This is a genomic window from Pseudomonas sp. RT6P73 (assembly GCF_054897715.1).
Genome location: NZ_JBUBUV010000002.1, coordinates 6,610,201 through 6,629,960, shown reverse-complemented (window position 1 = coordinate 6,629,960; position 19,760 = coordinate 6,610,201). Strand labels below are relative to the sequence as shown.

The window sequence follows — 19,760 nt, the reverse complement described above, 5'->3', positions numbered from 1 at the left end:
GCCCCGGAAGCCAAGAAATAGGGCGCGAGATAATATCGCTGTAATAACAAATAATCAACCCGGTAGCGCACTAGCTACCGGGCTTGAAGCACAATCACACTCAGCCTTGGCGCTGTTTGTGACGCGGTTCCGCGCTGCAAATTACTCGAACAACACCTTCGCGGCGAATAATTTTGCAGTTACGGCACAGCTTTTTCACCGATGCACGAACTTTCATCACCAACTCCTCGAACCTTATGGGTACTCAGCGCAACATGCCGCTGCCGTAACCCTTCAGGTTGGCTTTCTTCATCAGGGATTCGTACTGGTGCGAAACGAGGTGCGATTGTACTTGGGACATGAAGTCCATCACAACCACGACGACGATCAGCAACGAGGTCCCGCCAAGGTAGAACGGTACGTTTGCCGCAACCACCAGGAACTGGGGCAACAGACACACGGCCGTCATATATAGAGCACCGAACAGGGTCAAACGGGTCAGAACGCCATCAATGTAGCGCGCCGACTGCTCGCCTGGACGGATGCCCGGAATAAAGGCACCGGACTTCTTCAGGTTTTCCGCTACGTCTTTCGGATTGAACATCAACGCCGTATAGAAGAAGCAGAAGAAAATAATCCCTGCACTAAACAGCAGAATATTCAACGGCTGACCAGGAGCGATCGACTGCGAGATGTCCTGCAACCAGCCCATACCTTCAGACTGGCCGAACCAGGTACCCAACGAAGCCGGGAACAGCAAAATGCTGCTCGCGAAAATAGCCGGAATAACACCGGCCATGTTCACCTTCAGCGGCAAGTGGCTAGTCTGCGCAGCGAAGACCTTGCGGCCCTGCTGACGCTTGGCGTAGTGAACAGCAATACGACGCTGACCACGCTCAATGAACACCACAAAACCGATAATCGCTACTGCCAGCAAACCGATCGCAACCAGGGCGAAAATGTTGATGTCACCCTGACGCGCAGACTCGAAAGACTGCCCGATCGCTCTCGGAAGACCGGCGACGATACCTGCGAAAATCAACATCGAGATACCGTTGCCAACACCACGCTCAGTAATCTGCTCACCCAGCCACATCATGAACATCGCACCAGCCACAAAAGTGGATACCGCGACGAAATGGAAGCCAAAGTCACCAGTGAACGATACGCCCTGCCCCGCCAGACCAATGGACATGCCAATTGCCTGAACGAGAGCGAGGACGACAGTGCCGTAGCGGGTGTACTGGGCAATCTTGCGACGCCCAGCTTCACCTTCCTTCTTCAACTGCTCCAACTGCGGGCTGACGGCGGTCATCAGCTGCATGATGATCGATGCCGAAATGTACGGCATGATCCCCAGTGCAAAGATGCTCATCCGTTCCAGCGCGCCGCCGGAAAACATGTTGAACAAGCTAAGAATGGTCCCCTCATTCTGTCGAAACAGTTCCGCGAGTCGGTCCGGGTTGATACCTGGAACCGGGATGTGTGCGCCTATTCGGTAGACGATAATCGCCAGGAACAGAAAACGCAGACGAGCCCAGAGTTCAGACATACCGCCTTTGCCGAGCGCAGAGAGAGCACCTTGCTTAGCCATTTATTCCTCGAACTTGCCGCCAGCTGCTTCGATAGCCGCACGCGCACCTTTGGTGGCGCCGATTCCCTTTCCGATGGTCACAGCGCGAGTAACTTCGCCGGACAGCATGATTTTCACACGCTGTACGTTGACGTTGATCACGTTGGCATCTTTCAGGGACTGCACGGTGACGATGTCGCCTTCCACTTTAGCCAGCTCGGACAAACGCACTTCTGCGCGGTCCATGGCTTTCAGGGAAACGAAACCGAATTTCGGCAGGCGACGATGCAGCGGCTGTTGACCGCCTTCAAAGCCTGGAGCAATGGTGCCACCGGAGCGGGAGGACTGACCTTTGTGGCCACGGCCACCGGTCTTGCCCAAACCACTACCGATACCACGGCCCGGACGATGCTTTTCGCGACGGGAACCCGGCGCTGGACTCAGATCATTGAGTTTCATCGATTAACCCTCGACACGCAGCATGTAGTAAGCCTTGTTGATCATCCCGCGATTCTCGGGAGTATCAAGCACTTCTACAGTGTGACCGATGCGACGCAGACCCAGACCCTTAACGCACAGTTTGTGGTTAGGGATGCGGCCGGTCATGCTTTTGATCAGCGTAACTTTAACGGTAGCCATGATCAGAAGATCTCCTTGACGCTTTTGCCACGCTTGGCGGCAATGGATTCAGGAGACTGCATAGCTTTCAAACCTTTGAAAGTGGCGTGAACCACGTTTACTGGGTTAGTCGAGCCGTAGCACTTGGCCAGAACGTTCTGAACGCCAGCAACTTCGAGGACAGCACGCATAGCGCCGCCAGCGATGATACCGGTACCTTCAGAAGCAGGCTGCATGTACACCTTCGAAGCGCCGTGACCGGACTTCATTGCGTACTGCAGAGTGGTGCCGTTCAGATCAACTTGGATCATGTTGCGACGAGCAGCTTCCATTGCCTTCTGGATCGCAGCAGGCACTTCACGTGACTTGCCACGGCCGAAGCCAACACGCCCTTTACCATCACCAACCACGGTCAACGCGGTGAAAGTGAAGATACGGCCGCCTTTTACGGTTTTGGCTACGCGGTTAACTTGAACCAGCTTCTCAATGTAGCCTTCGTCGCGCTTTTGGTCGTTATTTGACATAACTTAGAACTCCAGCCCAGCTTCACGAGCAGCATCAGCCAGCGCCTTGACGCGGCCGTGGTACTTGAAGCCAGAGCGGTCGAAAGCCACCTGCGAGACGCCAGCGGCTTTAGCACGCGTAGCGACCAGCTGGCCAACCTTAGTGGCCGCGTCGATGTTGCCAGTGGCGCCATCACGCAGTTCTTTATCCAAAGTCGAGGCAGATGCCAGGACTTTGTTGCCGTCGGCCGAAATGACCTGGGCGTAGATGTGCTGCGACGAGCGGAACACGCAGAGACGCACGACTTCGAGTTCGTGCATTTTCAGGCGTGCTTTGCGAGCGCGACGCAGTCGAGTAACTTTTTTGTCGGTCATTTGCTATGCCCTACTTCTTCTTGGCTTCTTTACGACGGACGACTTCGTCCGCGTAGCGCACACCTTTGCCTTTGTACGGCTCTGGTGGACGGAAGTCGCGGATCTCGGCGGCCACTTGACCTACCAGCTGCTTATCGATGCCCTTGATCAGGATATCGGTCTGGCTAGGAGTCTCAGCGGTGATGCCTTCCGGCAGTTCATAATCCACTGGGTGCGAGAAGCCAAGAGCCAGGTTCAGCACTGTGCCTTTTGCTTGCGCTTTGTAACCAACACCGACCAGCTGGAGCTTACGCTCGAAGCCTTGGCTTACGCCTTGGACCATGTTGTTTACCAACGCACGAGTGGTACCAGCCATTGCGCGAGTTTGTTGATCGCCATTGCGAGCAGCGAAACGCAGCTCACCAGCTTCTTCAACGATCTCAACGGACGAATGGATGTTCAGTTCGAGAGTGCCCTTGGCACCCTTCACCGAAAGCTGTTGGCCTGCGAATTTTACTTCGACACCGGCTGGCAGCTTAACGGGGTTCTTAGCGACGCGTGACATGCTTATCCCCCCTTAGAACACAGTGCAAAGAACTTCGCCGCCGACACCGGCAGCGCGCGCAGCACGATCCGTCATCACACCTTTGTTGGTGGAGACGATAGACACACCGAGACCGCCACGAACTTTTGGCAGATCATCGACGGACTTGTACTGACGCAGGCCTGGACGGCTAACGCGCTTCACTTCCTCGATGACCGGACGGCCTTCGAAGTACTTCAGCTCGATGGACAGCAGTGGTTTGATTTCGCTGCTGATCTGATAACCCGCAATGTAACCTTCGTCCTTCAGGACTTTGGCAACAGCTACCTTCAAAGTAGAAGATGGCATGCTTACGACGGACTTTTCAGCCATCTGGGCATTACGGATTCGAGTTAGCATGTCCGCTAACGGGTCCTGCATACTCATGGGCTAGACGCTCCTAATACAAAAAAATTAGCCTTGCGGCTACTACTTGTCGCCGAGGACATCCGTGCGGAAAAAGCACGGGCTCAGGCGAGCCGGGTATTCTAGACACACCCCACAAATGAATCAAGCCCCAAAAGGGGCTTGATTCAAGTTCAAGGTCACCGATGGTCAGGATCTCGCGATCCCGAGCACCGAGACTTTGATAGTGCTTACCAGCTGGCTTTAACCAGACCAGGTACGTCACCACGCATTGCAGCTTCACGCAGTTTGTTACGGCCGAGGCCGAACTTGCGGTAAACGCCGTGTGGACGACCGGTCAGGCGGCAGCGGTTACGCATGCGCGAAGCGCTTGCGTCACGTGGCTGCTTCTGCAGAGCTACTGTAGCTTCCCAACGCGCTTCTGGACTTGCGTTCAGATCAACGATGATAGCTTTCAGTGCTGCACGCTTTTTGGCGTACTTGGCAACCGTGAGCTGACGCTTCAGCTCGCGGTTTTTCATGCTCATCTTGGCCATTTTCCTACTCCAATCAGTTGCGGAACGGGAATTTGAAAGCACGCAGCAGCGCGCGACCTTCATCATCGTTCTTGGCAGTGGTGGTCAGGGTAATGTCCAGACCGCGGAGAGCATCGATCTTGTCGTAGTCGATTTCCGGGAAGATGATCTGCTCTTTAACGCCCATGCTGTAGTTACCACGACCATCGAAGGACTTGGCATTCAGGCCGCGGAAGTCGCGAACCCGAGGCAGGGAGATCGACAGCAGACGATCCAGGAATTCGTACATACGCTCACGGCGCAGAGTCACTTTGACGCCGATCGGCCAACCTTCACGGACTTTAAAGCCAGCGATGGATTTCCGAGCGTAAGTCACAACGACTTTCTGACCGGTGATCTTTTCCAGGTCGGCAACAGCGTGCTCGATGACTTTCTTGTCACCGACCGCTTCGCCCAGACCCATGTTCAGGGTGATTTTTGTAACGCGTGGAACTTCCATCACGTTCGAAAGCTTAAGTTCTTCCTTAAGCTTCGGTGCGATTTCTTTCCAGTAAATCTCTTTTAGTCGTGCCATGGTCTCATCTACCTAGCAGTGTTCAAGCATCAACCGCTTTTTGGGTCGACTTGAAGACACGAATTTTCTTGCCGTCTTCTACTTTGAAACCAACGCGATCAGCCTTGTTGGTTTCGCCGTTGAAAATGGCGACGTTAGAAGCGTCCAGTGGAGCTTCTTTTTCGACGATACCGCCTTGTACGCCCGACATCGGGTTAGGCTTGGTATGACGCTTAACCAGGTTCAGACCACCGATAACCAGACGGTTATTAGCGAGAACCTTAAGCACCTTACCGCGCTTACCTTTGTCTTTGCCGGCGATCACGATGATCTCGTCGTCACGACGAATCTTTTGCATGTCGGATCTCCTTACAGCACTTCTGGGGCGAGCGAGACGATCTTCATGAACTTCTCAGTACGAAGTTCACGGGTCACTGGCCCAAAGATACGGGTGCCGATCGGCTCTTGCTTGTTGTTCAGAAGAACAGCAGCGTTGCCATCAAAGCGGATAATGGAACCATCAGCACGACGTACGCCGTGACGAGTGCGGACTACAACAGCAGTCATCACTTGGCCTTTTTTCACTTTACCGCGAGGAATTGCTTCCTTCACGGTAACTTTGATGATGTCACCGATACCAGCGTAACGACGATGGGAGCCACCCAGCACCTTGATGCACATAACGCGGCGAGCGCCGCTGTTATCGGCCACATCGAGCATGGATTGAGTCTGAATCATATAATTTCTCCGACCCCTAGTCCTTAGACTTCCACAGCGCGTTCGAGAACATCAACCAGCGCCCAAGACTTGGTCTTGGCCAAAGGACGAGTTTCACGAATAGTGACTTTGTCGCCGATGTGGCACTGATTGGTTTCGTCGTGCGCGTGCAGCTTAGTCGAACGCTTAACGTATTTACCGTAGATCGGGTGCTTAACGCGACGCTCGATCAGAACGGTGATGGTTTTGTCCATCTTGTCGCTGACAACACGGCCAGTCAGCGTACGGACAGTTTTTTCGGCTTCAGCCATGATTACTTACCTGCCTGCTGGTTGAGCACAGTCTTCACGCGAGCGATGTCACGCTTAACTTGCGAGAGCAGATGAGACTGCCCCAACTGGCCAGTTGCTTTCTGCATACGCAGATTGAACTGGTCGCGCAGCAAGCCGAGCAGTTGCTCGTTCAGCTGCTGTGCGGATTTTTCACGAAGTTCATTCGCTTTCATCACATCACCGTCCGTTTAACAAAGGCGGTGGCGAGCGGCAGCTTTGCAGCAGCCAGGGCAAAAGCCTCACGCGCCAGCTCTTCAGTAACACCCTCGATTTCATACAGGACTTTGCCTGGCTGAATCTGGGCAACCCAGTACTCCACACTACCCTTACCTTTACCCATCCGAACTTCGAGTGGCTTTTTGGAAATAGGCTTGTCCGGGAATACACGGATCCAGATCTTGCCGCCACGTTTAACGTGACGGGTCAGAGCACGACGCGCTGACTCGATCTGACGAGCGGTGAGACGACCACGAGCTACAGACTTCAGCGCGAACTCGCCGAAGCTGACTTTGCTACCGCGCTGAGCCAGACCACGGTTGTGGCCTGTCATCTGCTTGCGGAACTTCGTACGCTTTGGTTGCAACATTTGGCGTACCCCTTACTTAGCAGCTTTTTTACGAGGCGCTGGTGCTTGTGGTTTCAGTTCTTCTTGGCGACCACCAATTACTTCGCCTTTGAAGATCCAAACCTTTACACCGATCACACCGTAAGTGGTGTGAGCTTCGTAGTTGGCATAGTCGATGTCGGCACGCAGGGTGTGCAGTGGCACACGACCTTCGCGATACCATTCAGTACGTGCGATTTCAGCACCGCCGAGACGACCGCTCACTTGGATTTTGATGCCTTTGGCACCAATGCGCATGGCGTTCTGAACAGCGCGCTTCATAGCGCGACGGAACATTACGCGACGCTCCAGCTGCTGAGCTACGCTCTGCGCAACCAGCATACCGTCAAGCTCCGGCTTGCGGATCTCTTCGATATTGATGTGCACAGGCACACCCATTTGCTTGGTCAGGTCCTGACGCAGTTTCTCAACATCTTCACCTTTCTTCCCGATAACGATACCTGGACGAGCGGTGTGGATGGTGATACGTGCAGTTTGAGCCGGACGATGGATATCGATACGGCTTACGGACGCGCTTTTTAGTTTGTCTTGGAGATACTCGCGCACCTTCAGATCAGCGAACAAATAGTCCGCATAAGTCCGACCGTCTGCGTACCAGACGGAGGTGTGCTCCTTGACGATTCCCAGGCGAATGCCAATGGGATGTACTTTCTGACCCATCTCTTCGACTCCGTTACTTGTCAGCAACCTTGACAGTGATATGGCAAGACCGCTTGACGATGCGATCAGCACGGCCTTTGGCACGTGGCATGATTCGCTTCAGCGAACGCCCTTCGTTGACGAAAACGGTGCTGACTTTAAGGTCATCAACGTCTGCGCCTTCGTTATGCTCGGCGTTGGCTACGGCCGACTCCAGCACTTTCTTCATGATCTCGGCGGCTTTCTTACTGCTGAAAGCCAACAGGTTGAGCGCTTCGCCCACCTTCTTCCCGCGGATCTGGTCGGCGACCAAGCGGGCTTTCTGGGCGGAGATTCGAGCGCCCGACAACTTAGCGGCTACTTCCATCGTTCCTTACCCCTTAACGCTTGGCTTTCTTGTCTGCCACGTGCCCACGATATGTGCGGGTACCGGCAAACTCGCCTAGTTTGTGGCCGACCATGTCTTCGTTCACGAGAACTGGAACATGTTGACGACCGTTATGCACAGCAATGGTCAAACCGACCATTTGTGGCAGGATCATCGAACGACGCGACCAGGTTTTAACTGGTTTGCGATCGTTCTTTTCCGCCGCCACTTCGATCTTCTTCAGTAGGTGAAGATCAATAAAAGGACCTTTTTTCAGAGAACGTGGCACTGTCGTATCCCTCTATTTACTTGCGACGACGGACGATCATTTTGTCGGTACGCTTATTACCACGAGTCTTCGCGCCCTTAGTCGGGAAGCCCCATGGCGATACCGGATGACGACCACCAGAGGTACGACCTTCACCACCACCATGTGGGTGGTCAACCGGGTTCATGGCAACACCACGAACGGTTGGGCGAACGCCACGCCAGCGTTTGGCACCAGCTTTACCCAGCGAACGCAGGCTGTGCTCGGAGTTCGAGACTTCACCCAGGGTCGCGCGGCATTCAGCCAGCACTTTACGCATCTCACCAGAACGCAGACGCAGGGTCACGTAGACACCTTCACGAGCGATCAGCTGAGCCGAAGCACCAGCGGAACGAGCGATTTGCGCGCCTTTACCTGGCTTCAATTCGATGCCGTGTACGGTGCTACCAACTGGAATGTTACGCAGTTGCAGAGCGTTGCCCGGCTTGATCGGCGCCAAAGCACCTGCGATCAGCTGGTCACCAGCACTCACGCCTTTAGGGGCGATGATGTAGCGACGCTCGCCATCTGCGTACAGCAGCAGAGCGATGTGAGCAGTACGGTTTGGATCGTATTCAATACGCTCGACAGTGGCAGAGATGCCATCTTTGTCGTTGCGACGGAAATCAACCAGACGATAATGCTGCTTATGGCCACCACCGATGTGACGAGTGGTAATGCGACCATTGTTGTTACGACCACCAGTCTTCGATTTTTTCTCGAGCAGCGGTGCGTGAGGAGCGCCTTTATGCAGCTCCTGGTTGACCACCTTGACCACAAAACGGCGGCCAGGGGAAGTCGGTTTGCATTTAACGATTGCCATGATGCACCCCTTCCTTACTCAGCACTGCTGCTGAAATCGAGATCTTGGCCTGGCTGAAGGGAGATAACTGCCTTCTTCCAGTCATTACGCTTGCCCAGACCGCGAGCAGTGCGCTTGCTCTTACCCAGAACATTCAGGGTAGTAACACGCTCTACTTTCACGCTGAACAGGCTTTCGACGGCCTTCTTGATTTCCAGCTTGGTTGCGTCAGTTGCAACCTTGAAAACGAACTGGCCTTTCTTGTCAGCCAGAACCGTAGCCTTCTCGGAAACGTGCGGGCCAAGCAGAACTTTAAATACGCGTTCCTGGTTCATCCCAGCAGCTCCTCGAATTTCTTCACGGCCGACACGGTGATCAACACCTTGTCGTATGCGATCAGACTAACTGGATCGGAACCTTGCACGTCACGTACATCAACGTGTGGCAGGTTGCGAGCAGCCAGGTACAGGTTCTGATCAACTACTTCAGACACGATCAAGACGTCAGTCAGGCCCATGCCGGTCAGTTTGTTCAGCAGATCTTTGGTCTTCGGTGCATCAACAGCGAAGTCCTGAACCACAACCAGACGATCAGTACGCACCAGCTCAGCAAGGATGGAACGCATTGCTGCGCGATACATCTTCTTGTTCAGCTTCTGGGTGTGATCCTGAGGACGAGCTGCGAAAGTGGTACCGCCGCCACGCCAGATTGGGCTACGGATAGTACCGGCACGAGCACGGCCAGTACCTTTCTGACGCCATGGGCGCTTACCGCCACCACGAACGTCGGAACGGGTCTTTTGCTGCTTGCTACCTTGACGGCCGCCGGCCATGTAGGCCACGACTGCTTGGTGAACCAGCGTCTCGTTGAATTCGCCGCCAAATGTCAGTTCGGAAACTTCGATCGCTTGAGCGTCATTTACATTTAATTGCATGTCAGCTTCCCCTTAACCGCGAGCCTTGGCTGCTGGACGTACAACCAAGTTGCCGCCAGTAGCGCCAGGAACAGCGCCCTTGACCAACAACAGATTGCGTTCAGCGTCCACGCGCACTACTTCGAGGGACTGCACGGTCACGCGCTCAGCGCCCATATGACCGGACATTTTTTTGCCCTTGAATACACGACCAGGAGTCTGGCACTGGCCGATAGAGCCTGGAACGCGGTGGGACACGGAGTTACCGTGGGTATTATCTTGCCCGCGGAAGTTCCAACGCTTGATCGTACCCTGGAAGCCTTTACCCTTGGACTGACCGGTTACATCAACCAGTTGACCAGCGGCGAAGATTTCAGCGTTGATCAGATCGCCGGCCTGGTACTCGCCTTCTTCAAGGCGGAATTCCATTACGGTACGACCAGCGGCAACGTTCGCTTTAGCGAAGTGGCCAGCTTGAGCAGCTGTAACACGCGAAGCACGACGCTCGCCTACAGTGACTTGCACTGCACGATAGCCATCGGTCTCTTCAGTTTTGAACTGGGTGACGCGATTCGGCTCGATCTCAATGACCGTGACCGGAATGGAGACACCTTCTTCGGTGAAAATACGGGTCATACCGCATTTACGACCGACTACACCAATAGTCATGTTGTAAACCTCATGAGTGTACGGGGCTTTCACCCGCTATGGCCGCCCATTTCAGAGCGTTACACGACTAAGACCGAGTCTTAGCCGAGGCTGATCTGTACTTCCACACCGGCCGCAAGATCAAGCTTCATAAGAGCATCAACGGTTTTATCCGTTGGCTGGACGATGTCCAGAACGCGCTTATGAGTACGGATCTCGTACTGGTCGCGCGCGTCTTTGTTGACGTGCGGGGAGACCAGAACGGTGAACCGCTCTTTACGGGTAGGCAGTGGAATTGGACCACGCACTTGAGCACCAGTACGTTTCGCGGTTTCCACGATTTCCTGGGTGGATTGGTCGATCAGGCGATGGTCAAAAGCCTTCAACCTGATACGGATTTGCTGATTTTGCATTGGATTTCAGACTCCGGCTGCTATTCCCACCGAGCGCAATACGCCCGTTAAAAGGAGGCGCAATTCTATAGACGCCCCATATAGGTGTCAACCCAATAAAAAAGCCCCCGCTAAGCGGGGGCTTTTTCAATTCATCAAAGCTTACTCAAAAAGAGCTTACTCGATGATTTTGGCTACGACGCCAGCGCCGACGGTACGACCGCCTTCACGGATAGCGAAACGCAGACCGTCTTCCATTGCGATGGTCTTGATCAGGGTGACAACCATTTTGATGTTGTCGCCCGGCATTACCATTTCAACGCCTTCCGGCAGTTCGCAGTTACCAGTCACGTCAGTAGTACGGAAGTAGAACTGTGGACGGTAGCCTTTGAAGAACGGAGTGTGACGACCGCCTTCTTCTTTGCTCAGAACGTAGACTTCAGCTTCGAACTTGGTGTGCGGCTTAACCGAACCCGGCTTAACCAGAACCTGGCCACGCTCAACGTCGTCACGCTTGGTACCACGCAGCAGAACGCCGCAGTTCTCGCCAGCACGACCTTCGTCGAGCAGCTTACGGAACATTTCAACACCGGTGCAGGTGGTGACGGTAGTGTCACGCAGACCAACGATTTCCAGTGGATCCTGAACCTTGACGATACCGCGCTCGATACGGCCAGTTACAACAGTACCGCGACCGGAGATCGAGAATACGTCTTCGATTGGCATCAGGAACGGCTTGTCGATAACACGGACTGGATCTGGAATGTAGCTGTCCAGAGTCTCAACCAGCTTACGAACGGCAGTGGTGCCCATTTCGTTGTCGTCTTGGCCGTTCAGAGCCATCAGAGCGGAACCGATGATGATCGGGGTGTCGTCGCCTGGGAAGTCGTAAGTGCTCAGCAGATCGCGCACTTCCATCTCAACCAGCTCCAGCAGCTCAGCGTCGTCAACCATGTCAGCCTTGTTCAGGAAGACAACGATGTACGGAACGCCAACCTGACGGGACAGCAGGATGTGCTCACGGGTTTGTGGCATCGGACCATCAGCGGCCGAGCAAACCAGGATAGCGCCGTCCATCTGAGCAGCACCGGTGATCATGTTCTTCACGTAGTCAGCGTGACCTGGGCAGTCAACGTGAGCGTAGTGACGGATCAGCGAGTTGTATTCAACGTGCGCGGTGTTGATGGTGATACCACGAGCCTTTTCTTCCGGAGCGCTGTCGATCTTGTCGAAAGCAACAACGGCCGAACCGAAAACTTCGGAGCAGACGCGAGTCAGAGCAGCGGTCAGCGTGGTTTTACCGTGGTCGACGTGACCGATGGTGCCAACGTTGACGTGCGGGAGGGTACGGTCAAATTTTTCTTTAGCCACGACAATTAACTCCTAGCCTAAAGGGGCTGAATCAGCCTTGTTTTTTGGTAACGGTTTCGACGATGTGCGACGGAGCCGTATTGTATTTTTTGAATTCCATAGAGTAGCTTGCGCGACCTTGGGACATGGAACGGACGTCGGTCGCATAACCGAACATCTCGCCCAGCGGAACTTCGGCACGAATTACTTTGCCGGAGACCGTGTCTTCCATACCCAGGATCATGCCGCGACGACGGTTAAGGTCGCCCATCACGTCACCCATATAGTCTTCAGGTGTAACAACCTCTACCGCCATGATCGGCTCGAGCAACTCACCACCGCCCTTCTGGGCCAGTTGCTTGGTCGCCATGGAAGCAGCCACCTTAAACGCCATCTCGTTGGAGTCGACGTCATGGTAGGAACCATCAAACACGGTAGCCTTCAGACCGATCAGCGGATAGCCGGCAACAACGCCGTTCTTCATCTGCTCTTCGATACCCTTCTGGATAGCCGGGATGTATTCCTTAGGAACCACACCACCCACTACTTCGTTCAGGAATTGCAGACCTTCCTGACCTTCGTCAGCAGGAGCAAAACGAATCCAGCAATGACCGAACTGGCCACGACCGCCGGACTGACGAACGAACTTGCCTTCGATTTCGCAACTCTTCGTGATGCGCTCACGGTACGAAACTTGAGGCTTACCGATGTTGGCTTCGACGTTGAACTCACGGCGCATCCGGTCAACCAGGATGTCCAAGTGCAACTCGCCCATGCCGGAGATGATCGTTTGACCAGTCTCTTCATCAGTCTTGACGCGGAAAGATGGGTCTTCCTGAGCAAGTTTGCCCAGTGCGATACCCATTTTTTCCTGGTCATCCTTGGTCTTAGGCTCTACGGCAACCGAGATAACCGGCTCCGGGAAGTCCATGCGAACCAGGATGATTGGCTTGTCAGCGTTGCACAAAGTCTCACCGGTGGTGACGTCCTTCATGCCGATCAAGGCCGCGATGTCACCAGCGCGTACTTCCTTGATTTCTTCACGGGCGTTTGCGTGCATTTGCACCATACGACCCACGCGCTCTTTCTTGCCTTTAACCGAGTTGATCACGCCGTCGCCGGAGGCCAACACGCCCGAGTAAACTCGAACAAAGGTCAAGGTACCCACGAATGGGTCGGTGGCAATTTTGAATGCCAGAGCGGAGAACGGTTCGTTATCGTCTGCATGACGCTCCAGATCGATAGTCTCGTCATCCGGGTCAGTACCCTTGATGGCAGGAATATCAACAGGCGCAGGCAGGTAATCGATAACGGCGTCGAGAACCAGGGGAACACCCTTGTTCTTGAAGGAAGAACCGCAAACAGCCAGAACGATCTCACCAGCGATAGTACGCTGACGCAGAGCGGCCTTGATTTCCGCGTTGGTGAGTTCTTCACCTTCGAGGTACTTGTTCATCAGCTCTTCGCTGGCTTCGGCCGCAGCCTCAACCATGTTGCCGCGCCACTCGTCAGCCAATTCCTGCAGTTCAGCAGGGATAGGCTTGCGAACAGGAACCATGCCTTTGTCAGCGTCGTTCCAGTAAACAGCTTCCATGGACATCAGGTCGATCTGACCCTGGAAGTTGTCTTCGGAACCGATAGCCAACTGGATTGGAACCGGGGTGTGACCCAGACGCTGCTTGATCTGACCGATCACGCGCAGGAAGTTCGCACCAGCACGGTCCATCTTGTTTACGTAAACAAGACGTGGAACGCCGTATTTGTTGGCTTGACGCCATACGGTTTCCGACTGAGGCTCAACACCCGAGGTGCCGCAGAACACAACGACCGCGCCGTCGAGAACACGCAGGGAACGCTCAACTTCAATAGTGAAGTCAACGTGGCCCGGGGTGTCGATGACGTTAAAGCGGTATTGGTCCTTGTGCTGCTTCTCGGAACCCTGCCAGAAGGCGGTAATGGCAGCAGAAGTAATGGTAATACCACGCTCCTGCTCCTGAACCATCCAGTCTGTGGTCGCGGCGCCGTCATGCACCTCGCCCATTTTGTGACTTTTGCCAGTGTAAAAAAGGACGCGCTCGGTGGTGGTGGTTTTACCAGCATCCACGTGAGCAACGATACCAATGTTACGGTAGCGGTTAATCGGTGTTGTACGAGCCATAAAGCCCTCGCAAAATTAGTGACGCTAAAATTAGAAGCGGTAGTGCGAGAAAGCCTTGTTGGCTTCAGCCATACGGTGCACGTCTTCACGCTTCTTAACTGCAGCACCTTTGCCTTCAGCGGCGTCCAACAGTTCGCCAGCCAAACGCAGAGCCATAGACTTCTCGCCGCGCTTACGGGCGAAGTCTACCAACCAGCGCATTGCCAGAGCGTTACGACGGGACGGACGAACTTCGACCGGAACCTGGTAAGTAGCACCGCCTACACGGCGCGACTTTACTTCGACCAGCGGAGCGATGGCGTCGAGAGCTTTCTCGAAGATTTCCAGGGGATCGCTGTTCTTGCGTTCTTTAACCTTTTCCAGCGCGCCATAAACGATACGCTCGGCAACGGCTTTCTTGCCGCTTTCCATCACGTGGTTCATGAACTTGGCCAGGATCTGGCTGCCGTATTTTGGATCGTCAAGCACTTCGCGCTTGGCTGCTACGCGTCTTCTTGGCATGGATAAGCCCTCAAACGGTCTTCAGGTTCGCTCGGAATCGGTGCCCTTTCGGGACGCCTCCGACCTTACTCTTATCGACTCAGAAAAATAGAAAATCAGTTTTACAAAAAGCCACTACTACTTAGGCTTCTTGGTACCGTACTTCGAACGACCTTGGTTACGACCTTTAACGCCGGAAGTATCCAAAGAGCCGCGAACGGTGTGGTAACGAACACCTGGCAAGTCTTTTACACGGCCGCCACGGATCAGTACGACGCTGTGCTCTTGCAGGTTGTGGCCTTCACCGCCGATGTACGAGGAAACCTCGAAACCGTTGGTCAGACGCACACGGCATACTTTACGCAGTGCCGAGTTAGGTTTTTTCGGCGTGGTGGTATACACACGGGTGCATACGCCACGACGTTGCGGGCAGTTCTGCAGCGCAGGTACGTCGGATTTCTCGACGATACGCTTACGCGGCTGACGTACCAGCTGGTTGATAGTTGCCATCTACTAGCTCCACTGTTGTCTTGCGACGCTATTGTCTTGCAAGAAAAGCAAAATGGCAGGAACGAATTCCCGCCAAATTTAGGGGTACAAGAGTCTAAAGAGGATCTTGTCCCCAGTCAAGGCAAGGCCCCGACCTTCCCGCTCATCCAACCTCGACAAATTGTCTTGATTCGATGAACGGAACGATCAGGGCCTTACGCTCATTTATCGCAGAACTCAGTTACCGCTAGAGTTCAGCGCTTCGGTCAGTGCAGCTTCCACTTCACTGGCGCTTACGCGCAACGGTTTGTCAGCATCACGGCGGCGCTTGCGCTCGCTGTGATAAGCCAGACCGGTACCTGCCGGGATCAGACGACCCACGACCACGTTTTCTTTCAGGCCGCGCAGGTAATCGCGCTTGCCGGTTACCGCCGCTTCGGTCAGTACGCGAGTGGTTTCCTGGAAGGAAGCCGCCGAGATGAACGATTCGGTGGACAACGACGCCTTGGTGATACCCAACAGCACGCGAGTGAACTTGGAAACGAATTTCTCGTCACCAGCCAGACGCTCGTTCTCTACCAGAACGTGAGTCAATTCCATCTGGTCGCCCTTGATGAAACTGGAATCGCCGGATTCAGCGATTTCAACTTTACGCAGCATCTGACGCAGGATGGTCTCGATGTGCTTGTCGTTGATCTTCACGCCTTGCAGACGGTAAACGTCCTGGATCTCGTTCACGATGTACTTGGCCAGCGCACTCACACCCAGCAAACGCAGGATGTCGTGTGGATCGCTCGGGCCGTCGGAGATAACTTCGCCGCGGTTTACCTGTTCGCCTTCGAAGACGTTCAGGTGACGCCACTTCGGAATCAGCTCTTCGTACGGATCGCTACCGTCGTTCGGGGTGATAACCAGACGGCGCTTGCCTTTGGTCTCTTTACCGAACGCGATGGTGCCGCTGACTTCAGCCAGAATCGAGGCTTCTTTCGGACGACGGGCTTCGAACAAGTCGGCAACACGCGGCAGACCACCGGTGATGTCACGGGTCTTCGAAGTCTCTTGCGGAATACGAGCGATAACATCACCGATCGCGATTTTCGCACCGTCCGCTACACCGACAAGGGCGTTGGCAGGCAGGAAGTACTGAGCAATTACGTCGGTACCCGGCAGCAAGAGATCCTTGCCGTTGTCATCAACCATCTTCACAGCAGGACGGATATCTTTACCGGCAGCTGGACGGTCTTTGGCATCGAGTACTTCAATGTTGGTCATACCGGTCAATTCGTCAGTCTGACGCTTGATCGTGATGCCTTCTTCCATGCCCACGTAGGTCACGGTACCTTTCATTTCGGTAACGATTGGGTGAGTGTGCGGATCCCACTTGGCCACGATTGCGCCAGCGTCGACCTTGTCACCTTCTTTAACCGAAATCACAGCACCGTACGGCAGCTTGTAACGCTCACGCTCACGACCGAAGTCATCAGCGATCGCCAGCTCACCGGAACGGGACACAGCAACCAGGCAACCATCCACTCGCTCAACGTGCTTCAGGTTATGCAGACGGACGGTACCGCCATTCTTAACCTGAACGCTGTCGGCTGCGGAGGTCCGGCTAGCCGCACCACCGATGTGGAACGTACGCATGGTCAGCTGGGTACCCGGCTCACCGATGGACTGGGCAGCAATAACGCCGACCGCTTCACCGATGTTCACCTGGTGACCACGAGCCAGGTCGCGGCCGTAGCACTTGGCGCAAATGCCATAGCGGGTTTCGCAGCTGATCGGCGAACGCACGATCACTTCGTCGATGCTGTTCAGCTCGATGAACTCGACCCACTTCTCGTCTACCAGAGTACCGGCAGGAACGATGATTTCTTCGGTACCCGGCTTGAACACGTCACGAGCAATGACACGACCCAATACGCGCTCACCCAACGGCTCAACAACGTCACCGCCTTCAATGTGCGGAGTCATTACCAGGCCATGTTCGGTGCCGCAATCGATCTCGGTCACAACCAGATCCTGCGCCACGTCTACCAGACGACGAGTCAGGTAACCGGAGTTCGCAGTTTTCAACGCGGTATCCGCCAAACCTTTACGAGCACCGTGAGTGGAGATGAAGTACTGAAGTACGCTCAAACCTTCACGGAAGTTCGCAGTAATCGGCGTTTCGATGATGGAACCGTCCGGCTTGGCCATCAGGCCACGCATACCGGCGAGCTGACGGATCTGCGCAGCAGAACCCCGTGCGCCCGAGTCGGCCATCATGTACATCGAGTTGAAAGACTCTTGGTCGACTTCGACGCCATGGCGGTCGATGACTTTCTCTTTCGAGAGGTTGGCCATCATCGCCTTGGAAACTTCGTCGTTCGCCTTGGACCAAAGGTCGATCACTTTGTTGTACTTCTCGCCCTGGGTTACCAGGCCGGAGGCGTACTGACTTTCGATCTCTTTCACTTCGTCGGTAGCAGCACCGATGATGCGGGCTTTTTCATCCGGGATAACGAAGTCGTTAACACCGATGGAAACGCCAGAAATGGTCGAATAGGCAAAACCGGTGTACATCAACTGGTCAGCGAAGATCACGGTCTCTTTCAAACCAACCACGCGGTAGCACTGGTTGATCAGCTTGGAGATCGCCTTTTTCTTCATCGGCTGGTTGACGACGTCGTACGACAGGCCAGGTGGAACAACCTGGAACAACAGCGCACGGCCGACAGTGGTGTCGACGATACGGGTGTTCTTGACGCTGCCACCATCACGATCGTTGACAGTTTCGTTGATCCGCACTTTGACTTTAGCGTGCAGTGCGGCTTCGCCGGCACGGAACACACGGTCAACTTCCTGCAGATCCGCGAACACACGACCTTCGCCCTTGGCGTTGATCGCTTCACGAGTCATGTAGTACAGACCCAATACAACGTCCTGCGAAGGAACGATGATTGGCTCACCGTTCGCTGGCGACAAAATGTTGTTGGTCGACATCATCAACGCACGCGCTTCCAACTGGGCTTCCAGTGTCAGCGGTACGTGCACGGCCATTTGGTCGCCGTCGAAGTCGGCGTTGTACGCAGCACAGACCAGAGGGTGCAGCTGGATAGCCTTACCTTCGATCAGTACCGGTTCAAACGCCTGGATACCCAGACGGTGAAGGGTCGGTGCACGGTTGAGGAGAACCGGGTGTTCGCGGATAACTTCAGCGAGAACGTCCCAAACCTCAGGCAGCTCGCGCTCGACCATCTTCTTGGCAGCTTTGATGGTGGTCGCGAGGCCACGCATTTCCAGCTTGCCGAAAATGAACGGCTTGAACAGCTCGAGAGCCATTTTCTTCGGCAGACCGCACTGGTGCAGACGCAGGGTCGGACCTACGGTAATTACCGAACGACCGGAGTAGTCAACACGCTTACCGAGCAAGTTCTGACGGAAACGACCTTGCTTACCCTTGATCATGTCAGCCAGGGATTTCAGAGGACGCTTGTTCGAACCGGTGATAGCGCGGCCACGACGACCGTTGTCGAGCAGTGCATCGACGGCTTCCTGCAACATACGCTTTTCGTTGCGCACGATGATGTCCGGAGCGGACAGATCAAGCAGGCGCTTCAAGCGATTGTTACGGTTGATCACTCGACGATACAGGTCGTTGAGGTCGGAAGTCGCGAAGCGACCGCCATCCAGCGGGACCAGTGGACGCAGATCTGGCGGCAGAACCGGCAGAACGGTCAGCACCATCCATTCTGGAAGGTTGCCGGAACCCTGGAAGGCTTCCATCAACTTCAGACGCTTGGACAGCTTCTTGATCTTGGTTTCGGAGTTGGTTTGCGGAATTTCTTCGCGCAGACGGCCAATCTCGTGCTCCAGGTCGATAGCGTGCAGCAGTTCACGGACAGCTTCGGCACCCATGCGGGCATCGAAATCGTCGCCGAACTCTTCCAGCGCTTCGAAGTACTGCTCGTCGTTCAGCAGCTGACCTTTTTCAAGGGTGGTCATGCCTGGGTCGATAACGACATAGCTCTCGAAGTAGAGAACGCGCTCGATATCACGCAGGGTCATGTCCATCAGCAAACCGATACGCGACGGCAGCGATTTCAGGAACCAGATGTGGGCAACTGGCGAGGCCAGTTCGATGTGCGCCATGCGCTCACGACGAACTTTAGCCAGCGCGACTTCAACGCCGCACTTCTCGCAGATCACACCACGGTGCTTCAAGCGCTTGTACTTACCGCACAGGCACTCGTAATCCTTTACCGGGCCAAAAATCTTGGCGCAGAACAGGCCGTCACGCTCAGGTTTGAACGTACGGTAGTTGATGGTTTCCGGCTTTTTAACTTCACCGAACGACCACGAACGGATCATCTCAGGCGATGCCAATCCAATACGGATGGCGTCGAACTCTTCGACTTGACCCTGGTTTTTCAGCAAATTCAGTAGGTCTTTCAAGGCCTTTCCTCCTGGCGGAGCAGAGAGCGGGCAATCCTGCCCCGCTCTCGATTCGCGTCA

The 19,760-nt window shown here is 54.7% G+C and carries 28 protein-coding genes; all 28 read right to left on the bottom strand.

Annotated features, from left to right (window positions below):
• Window positions 1–100 precede the first annotated feature (100 nt).
• The 28 genes from rpmJ to rpoC all read right to left on the bottom strand — a co-directional run bounded on the left by rpmJ (window position 101) and on the right by rpoC (window position 19,700).
• A complete protein-coding gene (gene rpmJ, locus ACYZT6_RS30530) occupies window positions 101–217 on the bottom strand; it encodes a 50S ribosomal protein L36 (RefSeq protein WP_002555468.1) in 117 nt (38 codons plus the stop codon).
• 27 nt (window positions 218–244) lie between these two features.
• Complete coding sequence (secY, locus tag ACYZT6_RS30525) at window positions 245–1,573, bottom strand: preprotein translocase subunit SecY (RefSeq protein WP_150595170.1); 1,329 nt, start codon at window positions 1,571–1,573, stop codon at window positions 245–247.
• Window positions 1,574–2,011: a 50S ribosomal protein L15 gene (rplO, locus tag ACYZT6_RS30520; protein WP_007896782.1), complete on the bottom strand. Its 438-nt coding sequence runs from the start codon at window positions 2,009–2,011 to the stop codon at window positions 1,574–1,576.
• 3 nt (window positions 2,012–2,014) lie between these two features.
• Entirely contained in the window at window positions 2,015–2,191 is a 177-nt protein-coding gene (gene rpmD, locus ACYZT6_RS30515) for a 50S ribosomal protein L30 (protein ID WP_003186033.1), read from the bottom strand.
• Between the two features lie 2 nt (window positions 2,192–2,193).
• Window positions 2,194–2,694 (bottom strand): 30S ribosomal protein S5, encoded by a 501-nt coding sequence (rpsE, locus tag ACYZT6_RS30510; protein ID WP_007943782.1) that lies wholly within the window; start codon window positions 2,692–2,694, stop codon window positions 2,194–2,196.
• A gap of 3 nt (window positions 2,695–2,697) precedes the next feature.
• Window positions 2,698–3,048 (bottom strand): 50S ribosomal protein L18, encoded by a 351-nt coding sequence (gene rplR, locus ACYZT6_RS30505; RefSeq protein ID WP_003186037.1) that lies wholly within the window; start codon window positions 3,046–3,048, stop codon window positions 2,698–2,700.
• A 10-nt stretch (window positions 3,049–3,058) separates the two neighbouring features.
• Window positions 3,059–3,592, bottom strand: coding sequence for a 50S ribosomal protein L6 (gene rplF / locus ACYZT6_RS30500; RefSeq protein WP_003176412.1), 534 nt, complete (start codon window positions 3,590–3,592; stop codon window positions 3,059–3,061).
• Between the two features lie 12 nt (window positions 3,593–3,604).
• A complete protein-coding gene (gene rpsH / locus ACYZT6_RS30495; RefSeq protein ID WP_003186040.1) occupies window positions 3,605–3,997 on the bottom strand; it encodes a 30S ribosomal protein S8 in 393 nt (130 codons plus the stop codon).
• Between the two features lie 209 nt (window positions 3,998–4,206).
• Window positions 4,207–4,512, bottom strand: a complete 306-nt coding sequence (gene rpsN, locus ACYZT6_RS30490) for a 30S ribosomal protein S14 (RefSeq protein ID WP_003176414.1) — start codon at window positions 4,510–4,512, stop codon at window positions 4,207–4,209.
• 13 nt (window positions 4,513–4,525) lie between these two features.
• Window positions 4,526–5,065 (bottom strand): 50S ribosomal protein L5, encoded by a 540-nt coding sequence (rplE, locus tag ACYZT6_RS30485; protein WP_003176415.1) that lies wholly within the window; start codon window positions 5,063–5,065, stop codon window positions 4,526–4,528.
• A gap of 22 nt (window positions 5,066–5,087) precedes the next feature.
• Window positions 5,088–5,402, bottom strand: coding sequence for a 50S ribosomal protein L24 (rplX, locus tag ACYZT6_RS30480; RefSeq protein WP_003176416.1), 315 nt, complete (start codon window positions 5,400–5,402; stop codon window positions 5,088–5,090).
• A gap of 11 nt (window positions 5,403–5,413) precedes the next feature.
• Window positions 5,414–5,782, bottom strand: a complete 369-nt coding sequence (gene rplN, locus ACYZT6_RS30475) for a 50S ribosomal protein L14 (protein WP_002555479.1) — start codon at window positions 5,780–5,782, stop codon at window positions 5,414–5,416.
• Between the two features lie 23 nt (window positions 5,783–5,805).
• A complete protein-coding gene (gene rpsQ / locus ACYZT6_RS30470; protein WP_003176419.1) occupies window positions 5,806–6,072 on the bottom strand; it encodes a 30S ribosomal protein S17 in 267 nt (88 codons plus the stop codon).
• Between the two features lie 2 nt (window positions 6,073–6,074).
• Entirely contained in the window at window positions 6,075–6,266 is a 192-nt protein-coding gene (gene rpmC / locus ACYZT6_RS30465; protein WP_002555481.1) for a 50S ribosomal protein L29, read from the bottom strand.
• Window positions 6,266–6,679, bottom strand: coding sequence for a 50S ribosomal protein L16 (rplP, locus tag ACYZT6_RS30460; RefSeq protein ID WP_008145497.1), 414 nt, complete (start codon window positions 6,677–6,679; stop codon window positions 6,266–6,268). Before rplP ends, rpmC begins: the two co-directional genes overlap by 1 nt.
• Before the next feature lie 12 nt (window positions 6,680–6,691).
• Window positions 6,692–7,378 (bottom strand): 30S ribosomal protein S3, encoded by a 687-nt coding sequence (gene rpsC, locus ACYZT6_RS30455; protein ID WP_003176422.1) that lies wholly within the window; start codon window positions 7,376–7,378, stop codon window positions 6,692–6,694.
• A 13-nt stretch (window positions 7,379–7,391) separates the two neighbouring features.
• Window positions 7,392–7,724 carry a 50S ribosomal protein L22 gene (gene rplV / locus ACYZT6_RS30450; protein WP_003103908.1) on the bottom strand — a complete coding sequence of 111 codons (333 nt, stop codon included), beginning with the start codon at window positions 7,722–7,724 and terminating at the stop codon, window positions 7,392–7,394.
• Between the two features lie 13 nt (window positions 7,725–7,737).
• Window positions 7,738–8,013 (bottom strand): 30S ribosomal protein S19, encoded by a 276-nt coding sequence (rpsS, locus tag ACYZT6_RS30445; RefSeq protein ID WP_002555486.1) that lies wholly within the window; start codon window positions 8,011–8,013, stop codon window positions 7,738–7,740.
• A 16-nt stretch (window positions 8,014–8,029) separates the two neighbouring features.
• Entirely contained in the window at window positions 8,030–8,854 is an 825-nt protein-coding gene (gene rplB, locus ACYZT6_RS30440; protein ID WP_003176423.1) for a 50S ribosomal protein L2, read from the bottom strand.
• 14 nt (window positions 8,855–8,868) lie between these two features.
• On the bottom strand, window positions 8,869–9,168 hold the full coding sequence (gene rplW, locus ACYZT6_RS30435; protein ID WP_002555488.1) for a 50S ribosomal protein L23: 300 nt from the start codon (window positions 9,166–9,168) through the stop codon (window positions 8,869–8,871).
• Window positions 9,165–9,767: a 50S ribosomal protein L4 gene (gene rplD, locus ACYZT6_RS30430; protein ID WP_007896707.1), complete on the bottom strand. Its 603-nt coding sequence runs from the start codon at window positions 9,765–9,767 to the stop codon at window positions 9,165–9,167. The genes rplW and rplD overlap by 4 nt, the downstream gene beginning before the upstream one ends.
• Before the next feature lie 12 nt (window positions 9,768–9,779).
• Window positions 9,780–10,415: a 50S ribosomal protein L3 gene (rplC, locus tag ACYZT6_RS30425; RefSeq protein ID WP_003186059.1), complete on the bottom strand. Its 636-nt coding sequence runs from the start codon at window positions 10,413–10,415 to the stop codon at window positions 9,780–9,782.
• A gap of 80 nt (window positions 10,416–10,495) precedes the next feature.
• Window positions 10,496–10,807: a 30S ribosomal protein S10 gene (gene rpsJ / locus ACYZT6_RS30420; protein WP_003186070.1), complete on the bottom strand. Its 312-nt coding sequence runs from the start codon at window positions 10,805–10,807 to the stop codon at window positions 10,496–10,498.
• A 156-nt stretch (window positions 10,808–10,963) separates the two neighbouring features.
• A complete protein-coding gene (tuf, locus tag ACYZT6_RS30415) occupies window positions 10,964–12,157 on the bottom strand; it encodes an elongation factor Tu (RefSeq protein ID WP_007896660.1) in 1,194 nt (397 codons plus the stop codon).
• Window positions 12,158–12,188: 31 nt separating this feature from the next.
• Window positions 12,189–14,294, bottom strand: coding sequence for an elongation factor G (gene fusA / locus ACYZT6_RS30410; protein WP_438662389.1), 2,106 nt, complete (start codon window positions 14,292–14,294; stop codon window positions 12,189–12,191).
• Between the two features lie 30 nt (window positions 14,295–14,324).
• Window positions 14,325–14,795 carry a 30S ribosomal protein S7 gene (gene rpsG / locus ACYZT6_RS30405; RefSeq protein WP_002555493.1) on the bottom strand — a complete coding sequence of 157 codons (471 nt, stop codon included), beginning with the start codon at window positions 14,793–14,795 and terminating at the stop codon, window positions 14,325–14,327.
• Window positions 14,796–14,912: 117 nt separating this feature from the next.
• Window positions 14,913–15,284, bottom strand: a complete 372-nt coding sequence (gene rpsL, locus ACYZT6_RS30400) for a 30S ribosomal protein S12 (RefSeq protein WP_002555494.1) — start codon at window positions 15,282–15,284, stop codon at window positions 14,913–14,915.
• A 216-nt stretch (window positions 15,285–15,500) separates the two neighbouring features.
• Window positions 15,501–19,700: a DNA-directed RNA polymerase subunit beta' gene (gene rpoC, locus ACYZT6_RS30395; protein ID WP_007896632.1), complete on the bottom strand. Its 4,200-nt coding sequence runs from the start codon at window positions 19,698–19,700 to the stop codon at window positions 15,501–15,503.
• Window positions 19,701–19,760 lie beyond the last annotated feature (60 nt).

Bases quoted from the DNA above. Each gene is read 5' to 3' on its own strand.
- rpmD (WP_003186033.1), bottom strand. From the start codon at position 2,191: ATGGCTACCGTTAAAGTTACGCTGATCAAAAGCATGACCGGCCGCATC.
- rpmJ (WP_002555468.1), bottom strand. From the start codon at position 217: ATGAAAGTTCGTGCATCGGTGAAAAAGCTGTGCCGTAACTGCAAAATT.
- rpsC (WP_003176422.1), bottom strand. From the start codon at position 7,378: ATGGGTCAGAAAGTACATCCCATTGGCATTCGCCTGGGAATCGTCAAG.
- rplC (WP_003186059.1), bottom strand. From the start codon at position 10,415: ATGACTATTGGTGTAGTCGGTCGTAAATGCGGTATGACCCGTATTTTC.
- rpsQ (WP_003176419.1), bottom strand. From the start codon at position 6,072: ATGGCTGAAGCCGAAAAAACTGTCCGTACGCTGACTGGCCGTGTTGTC.
- rplB (WP_003176423.1), bottom strand. From the start codon at position 8,854: ATGGCAATCGTTAAATGCAAACCGACTTCCCCTGGCCGCCGTTTTGTG.
- rplN (WP_002555479.1), bottom strand. From the start codon at position 5,782: ATGATTCAGACTCAATCCATGCTCGATGTGGCCGATAACAGCGGCGCT.
- rpsH (WP_003186040.1), bottom strand. From the start codon at position 3,997: ATGAGTATGCAGGACCCGTTAGCGGACATGCTAACTCGAATCCGTAAT.
- rplR (WP_003186037.1), bottom strand. From the start codon at position 3,048: ATGACCGACAAAAAAGTTACTCGACTGCGTCGCGCTCGCAAAGCACGC.
- rplF (WP_003176412.1), bottom strand. From the start codon at position 3,592: ATGTCACGCGTCGCTAAGAACCCCGTTAAGCTGCCAGCCGGTGTCGAA.
- rplP (WP_008145497.1), bottom strand. From the start codon at position 6,679: ATGTTGCAACCAAAGCGTACGAAGTTCCGCAAGCAGATGACAGGCCAC.
- secY (WP_150595170.1), bottom strand. From the start codon at position 1,573: ATGGCTAAGCAAGGTGCTCTCTCTGCGCTCGGCAAAGGCGGTATGTCT.
- rpsL (WP_002555494.1), bottom strand. From the start codon at position 15,284: ATGGCAACTATCAACCAGCTGGTACGTCAGCCGCGTAAGCGTATCGTC.
- rpmC (WP_002555481.1), bottom strand. From the start codon at position 6,266: ATGAAAGCGAATGAACTTCGTGAAAAATCCGCACAGCAGCTGAACGAG.
- rpsE (WP_007943782.1), bottom strand. From the start codon at position 2,694: ATGTCAAATAACGACCAAAAGCGCGACGAAGGCTACATTGAGAAGCTG.
- rplE (WP_003176415.1), bottom strand. From the start codon at position 5,065: ATGGCACGACTAAAAGAGATTTACTGGAAAGAAATCGCACCGAAGCTT.
- rplO (WP_007896782.1), bottom strand. From the start codon at position 2,011: ATGAAACTCAATGATCTGAGTCCAGCGCCGGGTTCCCGTCGCGAAAAG.
- rplX (WP_003176416.1), bottom strand. From the start codon at position 5,402: ATGCAAAAGATTCGTCGTGACGACGAGATCATCGTGATCGCCGGCAAA.
- rplW (WP_002555488.1), bottom strand. From the start codon at position 9,168: ATGAACCAGGAACGCGTATTTAAAGTTCTGCTTGGCCCGCACGTTTCC.
- rpsN (WP_003176414.1), bottom strand. From the start codon at position 4,512: ATGGCCAAGATGAGCATGAAAAACCGCGAGCTGAAGCGTCAGCTCACG.
- rpsJ (WP_003186070.1), bottom strand. From the start codon at position 10,807: ATGCAAAATCAGCAAATCCGTATCAGGTTGAAGGCTTTTGACCATCGC.
- rplV (WP_003103908.1), bottom strand. From the start codon at position 7,724: ATGGAAGTAGCCGCTAAGTTGTCGGGCGCTCGAATCTCCGCCCAGAAA.
- fusA (WP_438662389.1), bottom strand. From the start codon at position 14,294: ATGGCTCGTACAACACCGATTAACCGCTACCGTAACATTGGTATCGTT.
- rplD (WP_007896707.1), bottom strand. From the start codon at position 9,767: ATGCAATTAAATGTAAATGACGCTCAAGCGATCGAAGTTTCCGAACTG.
- rpsG (WP_002555493.1), bottom strand. From the start codon at position 14,795: ATGCCAAGAAGACGCGTAGCAGCCAAGCGCGAAGTGCTTGACGATCCA.